A 5752-nucleotide genomic window follows, 5' to 3' on the forward strand; every position below is an offset into this window, starting at 1 on the left:
AGGCCGCGCGATGAGCGGCCGGCTCGCCGGGCGCGTCGCGCTCGTGACCGGCGCCGCGCGCGGGATCGGCGCGGCCGTCTGCCGCGGCTACGCGCGCGAGGGCGCGGCGGTCGCCGTCCACCACCGGCCCGGCGAGCGCGACGCCGCCGACGCGCACGCGCTGGTCGACGAGCTGCGCGCCGGCGGCGCCCACGCGCTCGCGATCGCGGCCGACGTCAGCGATCGCGTGCAGGTGCGCGCGCTGGTCGCCGAGGTCGAGGCGGCGATGGGGACGATCGACGTGCTCGTCGCCAACGCCGCCGCGACCGGCCGGATCGCCTGGCACGAGATCGACGGCGCGGAGTGGCGGCGCGTCCTCGGCGCGAACCTCGACGGGCTGCTGTGGTGCGCGCAGGCGGTCCATCCCGGCATGCGCGCGAAGGGCGCCGGCAAGATCGTGACGGTCTCCAGCGTCATGGCCGACCTCGGCAGCGCCGGCGCGCTCCACTACGTCACGACGAAGGCCGGGATCGTCGGTTTCACGCGCGCGCTGGCGCGCGAGGTCGGCGGCGAGGGGATCTGCGTCAACTGCGTGATGCCGGGGGCGATCCGGACCGAGGCCGAGCTGGAGCAGTTCCCCGACCAGGAGGCGGTCGCGCGCGAGCAGGCGGCGTTGCAGAGCATCCCGCGGCGCGGCACGCCGGAGGACCTCGTCGGCGCCTTCGTCTTTCTCGCCGCGGCCGAGAGCGACTTCGTCACCGGTCAGGTCGTGACCGTCGACGGCGGCTGGGTCAACCACTGACATGACGCGCATTGTCACCCCCGAAATCGAATGGTAGAGTGTTTTGAGATGAGCGTTTCAGCTATTGAAACACAGCAGACGGCCGGTCGGCCACTCGAGATCGACGTGCCGGTGCTGGTCGCCGTCAACCAGCCGCTGGAGCTGCAGCGGCTGGTCGTCGACCCGCCGCAGGCCGGCGAGGTGCGCGTGAAGATGACCGCCTCCGGCGTCTGTCACAGCTGCCTGCACGCGGTCGACGGCACCCACGAGGGGCTGCCGATGCCGCTCGTGCTCGGCGACGAGGGCGCCGGCGTGATCGAGTCGGTCGGCGGCGGCGTCACCGGCCTCGAGCCCGGCGACCGCGTCGTGATCTCGTGGGCGCCCGGCTGCGGCCGCTGCGCCTCCTGCGAGCGCGGCCGCCCCGGCGTCTGCCTCGACCCGCCGCCGTTCGGCGGCGGCATCGACGGCACGCCGCGCTTCCACCGCGACGGCGAGCCGGTCTACCACTACGGGCCCGCGACCTACGCGCCCTACACCGTGATCCCGGCGCGCGGCGCGATCAAGGTCCCCGACGCGATCGAGCTGGACGTCGCTGCGCTCGTCGGCTGCGCGATCACGACCGGCTGCGGCGGCGTGCTGAACGCCGCGCGCGTGCGCGCCGGCGAATCGGTCGCCGTCTTCGGCTGCGGCGGGATCGGCCTCAGCGCCGTGCTCGGCGCGGTCGTCGCCGGCGCCACCCCGATCGTCGGCGTCGACGTGCGGGCCGCCAAGCTCGACTACGCCCGCGAGCTGGGCGCCACCGACGTCGTCGACGCCTCCGCCGGCGACCCGGTCGAGCAGATCAAGGCCGCCGTCCCCGGCGGCGTCGACCACGCGATCGTCGCCGTCGGCGACGCCTCCGCCGTCGAGCAGGCGTTCACCTCGTTGGCGGTCGGCGGCACCTGCGTGCTGCTCGGCAACCCGCCGACGAGAACGCCGGCCGTGCAGCTGCCGCCGCACCAGCTGCTCGTCGGCGAGCGCACGCTCGTCGGCTCCGTCTACGGCTCCTCGAATCCGCCCGTCGACTTCCCGCGCTTCGTCGGCCTCCACCTCGCCGGCAAGCTGCCGCTCGACCGGCTCGTCACGCGCCGCTACGCGCTCGACGAGGCCGACCAGGCCTTCCGCGACCTCGCGGCCGGCGAGCTGGCGCGCGGGCTGATCGTCTTCTGATGCGCGCGGCGATCGTCACCGGAGGCGCGACCGGCCTCGGCCGCGCGACCGTCGCGGCGCTGACCGCCGCCGGCACCGCCTGCGTGATCGTCGGCCGCCGGCGCGAGCGGCTCGACGCCGCCGTTGCGGCGCTCGCCGGTCGCTCCGGCGCCGCCGAGGTGGTCGCCGTCGCCGGCGACGTGACGGTCGCCGAGGACCGCGCACGTGTCGTCGACGCCTGCCGCGAGCGCTTTGGGACGGTCGACGTGCTCGTCAACAACGCCGCGACCTCGGTGCTCGCGCCGCTGCTGGACTATCCCGACGACGCCTGGCAGCACGTGCTGGAGACGAACGTCACCGCCGGCTTCTCGCTCGCGCGCGAGGTGCTGCCGCTGATGCGCGACCAGCGCTTCGGCCGGATCGTCAACATCGCCTCCGTCTACGGCTCGGTCGCGCTCGACAACGCCCACTACGAGCCGGTCGTGGCAGGCGAGACGCCGGGCGACCGCGGGCCGATGCGCGAGGTCGCCTACGCCGCCTCCAAGGGCGCCGTCGTGCAGCTGACGCGCGAGCTGGCCGCCGCCGTCGGGCGCTGGGGGATCACCGTCAACAGCGTCAGCCCGGGCATGTTCCCGGTCGAGGACGCGCCGATCGACCCGCGCGTGCGCGAGCAGCTGGCCGCGGCGACGCCGCTGCGGCGCGTCGGCGAGCCGGCCGAGCTGGCCGCCGCCGTGCGCTTCCTCTGCTCCGAGGAGGCGTCGTTCGTGACCGGCCACAACCTCGTCGTCGACGGCGGCTGGTCGATCTGGTGACGCACCAACCACCACACCATGAAATCGCGGGGAAGAACAGAATGACCGTTGACTACGACCTGCTCGCCGAGAAGCTCTACTCGGCGGTCGTCTCCGACGTGCTCGACACGATCGGGCTGCCCGACCAGGTGATCCGCACCGACCTGAAGCCGGTCGTCGCGGGCGACTGGGTGCTCGTCGGCCGCCTGCGCCCGACGCGCGCGGTCGCCGTCGACGAGCGCCCGGAGCGGCCCTACGCGAAGCTGCTGGAGATGATCGACTCGCTGCAGCCCGGCGACGTCCTCTTCATCGACGCGCAGGGACGCAACTCGTCGGGACTCTTCGGAGGCCTGCTGGCGACCGCGATCAGAGCGGCCGGAGGCCGCGGCGCGGTGATCGACGGCGGCACGCGCGACGTGCGCGAGCTCAACAGGCTCGGCTTCCCGACGATCACGCGCGGCCTCTGCCCGGCCGACTCGCTCGGGCGCGACGAAGTCGTCGCGATCGACGAGCCGGTCGAGTGCGGCGGCGTGAGGATCAGCTCCGGCGATCTCGTGATCGGCGACGCCGACGGCCTCGTCGTCGTGCCGCAGGACGTCGAGCGGCGCGTGATCGACCTCGCGCTGGAGAAGGTCAGCGGCGAGAACCACGTGCGCAGAGAGCTGGCGAACGGGATGAAGGCCTCCGTCGCGTTCGAGCGCTACGGGATCCTCTAGGGCGGTGGGGTCGGTGCTGGCGCGGGTCGCGATCGTCGGGATGTGGCAGGAGACGAACACCTACTCCGCCCGCACGACGACGCTCGCCGACTTCGAGCGGTTCGAGCTGTTGGAGGGTACGGCGCTGCTCGACCGCCATCGCGGCGCCGGCTCGGTGATCGGCGGCTTCCTCGACGGACTGGGGGCGGCGGAGCTGGAGCCGGTCGGCGTGCTGTCGGCCGGCGCCTGGCCCGGCGGCCCGCCCGACGCGGCGACGACGGCAGCGCTGCTGGCGCGGCTCGACGCGGCGCTGGCGACGGTCGACGGCGGTGTCGACGGGGTGCTCGTCAACCTCCACGGCGCGATGGTCGCCGACGGCGCGGCTGACATGGAGGCGGAGACGCTGGCGCGCGTGCGAGAGCGGTTCGGGGCGGTGCCGCTGGCGGCCGTGCTCGACCTGCACGCCAACCTGTCGGCGGAGGCGGCGGCGTTGTGCGACGCGATCGTCGGCTACCGCACCTACCCACACGTCGACATGCGCGCCTGCGGGAGCGAGGCGGCGGAGCTGGTGGCTTCGGCGGTCGGGGGCGCTGACCTCGCGAGCGCGTTCGGCAAACTCGCCGCGCTGACCTCGCCGGTCGCGCAGGGCACCGACGACGAGCCGATGCGCGGCCTGCTCGCGCGCGCCGAGGCGCGCGCCGCCGCCGCCGGCGTCGCGCGCGTCTCGCTGCTGCCCGGCTTCCCCTACAGCGACGTCGAGCGGGCGGGGTTCGGGGTCGCGGCGACGGTGCTCGCGGGCGAGGTCGGCGGCGATGCGCCCGGCGCGGTGCGCTTCTCGACCGCCGCCGCGGCCGCCGCGGCCGCGCGCGAGGTGGTCGCTGCCACGCTCGCGGACGTGGAAGCCCAGCTCGCCGACTTCGAGACCTCCTATCCGGCGCCGGCCGACGCCGTGCGCGCGGCGCTCGCGTGCCGCGAGCGGCCGCTCGTGCTCGCCGACCTGGCCGACAACGTCGGCGGCGGCGGACCGGGTGACGGCACCGCGCTGCTGGCCGAGCTGATCGCGCAGGAGGCACGCGGCGCGGTCGTCACGATCGTCGACGCGGCGGCGGTGGCCGCGGCGGGCGACGCCGGGCCGGGCGCGCTCGTCGCGGTCGAGCTGGGCGGCCACAGCGACGCGCTGCACGGCGCGCCGCTGCCGCTGCGCCTGCGCGTGGCGCGGCTCGGCGACGGCGAGTACGTCGGCGGCGGCGAATACATGACCGGTCAGCGCTTCTCGATGGGCGCGACCGCGGTGCTGGAGCACGAGCGGAGCGGCGTGACCGTGCTCGCGATGGAGCACGCGACGCCGCCGTTCCACATCGAGCAGCTGACCGCGAGCGGGATCGACCCATCCGCCGCCACGGTGATCGCGTTGAAGGGCGCGGTCGCCTGGCGCGCCCCGTATGCCGCCGTCGCCGCCGGCTCGATCGCCGTCGACACCCCCGGGTGCTGTCCGGCCGATCCTGCCGCGCTGCCGCGCGCGAGGCGGCCGGCCGCCGTCGAGCCGTTCGTCATCACCAACCACCACGGAGCCGCAACCGCATGAGCGCCGAGACGACCACCCCGACCGAGCGGCTGCGCGCGCTCGGGCTCGAGCTGCCCGCCCCCGACCCGGTGCTCGACTGGCACCTGCCGGTCGCCGACGACGACGGCCTGCTGTGGGTCTCCGGCCAGGTGCCGTTCGTCGACGGCGCACTGCCGCACACCGGCGCGCTCGCGAGCGACGACGACGTCGCGATCGGCTACGACTGCGCCCGCCGCTGCGCCGCGCACGTGCTCGCACAGCTGGCGAAGGCGGCCGGCTCGCTGGAGCGGATCGCGGCCGTTCCAAAGATCACGGTCTTCGTCGCCAGCGCCCCCGGCTTCACGCGTCAGCCGGAGGTCGCCCACGGCGCCTCGGAGCTGCTCTTCGAGGTGCTCGGCGCGGCCGGCCGCCACGCCCGTTCGGCGGTCGGCGTCGCGGCGCTGCCGCTCGGCGCGCCGGTCGAGGTCGAGGCGGTCGCGCGGGTGCGGCGGTAAGCGATGACCGACGGCGACCGCACGCGTGAGGCCGCCCGCGCCGCCGAGGCCCCGCGCCACGCGCGCCGCGAGCTGCCGGCCGGCGGGGCGACGCTCGTCGTCGACGAGCTGCGCGGTGCCGACGGCCCGACCGTCGCGCTGCTCGGCGGCGTCCACGGCGACGAGCCCGAGGGCGTGCTGGCGGTGCGGCGGGTCGTCGCCGAGCTGCGCGCCGGCGGCCTGCGCGGCACGTTGCGCGCGCTCGCGGTCGCCAACCCGCT

Annotated in this window: 6 protein-coding genes and 1 pseudogene; all 7 read left to right on the plus strand. The window is 75.5% G+C overall.

Annotated elements, in window-relative coordinates; genetic code table 11:
- On the plus strand, window positions 1-781 hold a 781-nt coding region (locus R7226_RS30735), incomplete at its 5' end, for an SDR family NAD(P)-dependent oxidoreductase (protein ID WP_318601355.1).
- Window positions 782-829: 48 nt separating this feature from the next.
- The gene (locus tag R7226_RS30740) at window positions 830-1969 is read left to right on the plus strand and encodes a Zn-dependent alcohol dehydrogenase (RefSeq protein WP_318601356.1); all 1140 of its coding nucleotides are present in this window, start codon (window positions 830-832) and stop codon (window positions 1967-1969) included.
- Window positions 1969-2760, plus strand: coding sequence for an SDR family NAD(P)-dependent oxidoreductase (locus tag R7226_RS30745; protein WP_318601357.1), 792 nt, complete (start codon window positions 1969-1971; stop codon window positions 2758-2760). Before R7226_RS30740 ends, R7226_RS30745 begins: the two co-directional genes overlap by 1 nt.
- A 41-nt stretch (window positions 2761-2801) precedes the next feature.
- A complete protein-coding gene (locus tag R7226_RS30750; RefSeq protein ID WP_318601359.1) occupies window positions 2802-3455 on the plus strand; it encodes an RraA family protein in 654 nt (217 codons plus the stop codon).
- A gap of 4 nt (window positions 3456-3459) precedes the next feature.
- Window positions 3460-5019 carry a M81 family metallopeptidase gene (locus R7226_RS30755; protein WP_318601360.1) on the plus strand — a complete coding sequence of 520 codons (1560 nt, stop codon included), beginning with the start codon at window positions 3460-3462 and terminating at the stop codon, window positions 5017-5019.
- The gene (locus tag R7226_RS30760; protein WP_318601361.1) at window positions 5016-5492 is read left to right on the plus strand and encodes a RidA family protein; all 477 of its coding nucleotides are present in this window, start codon (window positions 5016-5018) and stop codon (window positions 5490-5492) included. Before R7226_RS30755 ends, R7226_RS30760 begins: the two co-directional genes overlap by 4 nt.
- A 3-nt stretch (window positions 5493-5495) precedes the next feature.
- Window positions 5496-5752, plus strand: a pseudogene (locus R7226_RS30765) (succinylglutamate desuccinylase/aspartoacylase domain-containing protein); the annotation flags it as partial.

The sequence above is a fragment of the Conexibacter stalactiti genome (assembly GCF_033542075.1).
In the GTDB taxonomy this organism is placed as follows: Bacteria; Actinomycetota; Thermoleophilia; order Solirubrobacterales; family Solirubrobacteraceae; genus Conexibacter; species Conexibacter stalactiti.

Coding starts and splice junctions, on each gene's coding strand:
- R7226_RS30740 (WP_318601356.1), top strand. CDS start 830: ATGAGCGTTTCAGCTATTGAAACACAGCAGACGGCCGGTCGGCCACTC.
- R7226_RS30745 (WP_318601357.1), top strand. CDS start 1,969: ATGCGCGCGGCGATCGTCACCGGAGGCGCGACCGGCCTCGGCCGCGCG.
- R7226_RS30760 (WP_318601361.1), top strand. CDS start 5,016: ATGAGCGCCGAGACGACCACCCCGACCGAGCGGCTGCGCGCGCTCGGG.
- R7226_RS30750 (WP_318601359.1), top strand. CDS start 2,802: ATGACCGTTGACTACGACCTGCTCGCCGAGAAGCTCTACTCGGCGGTC.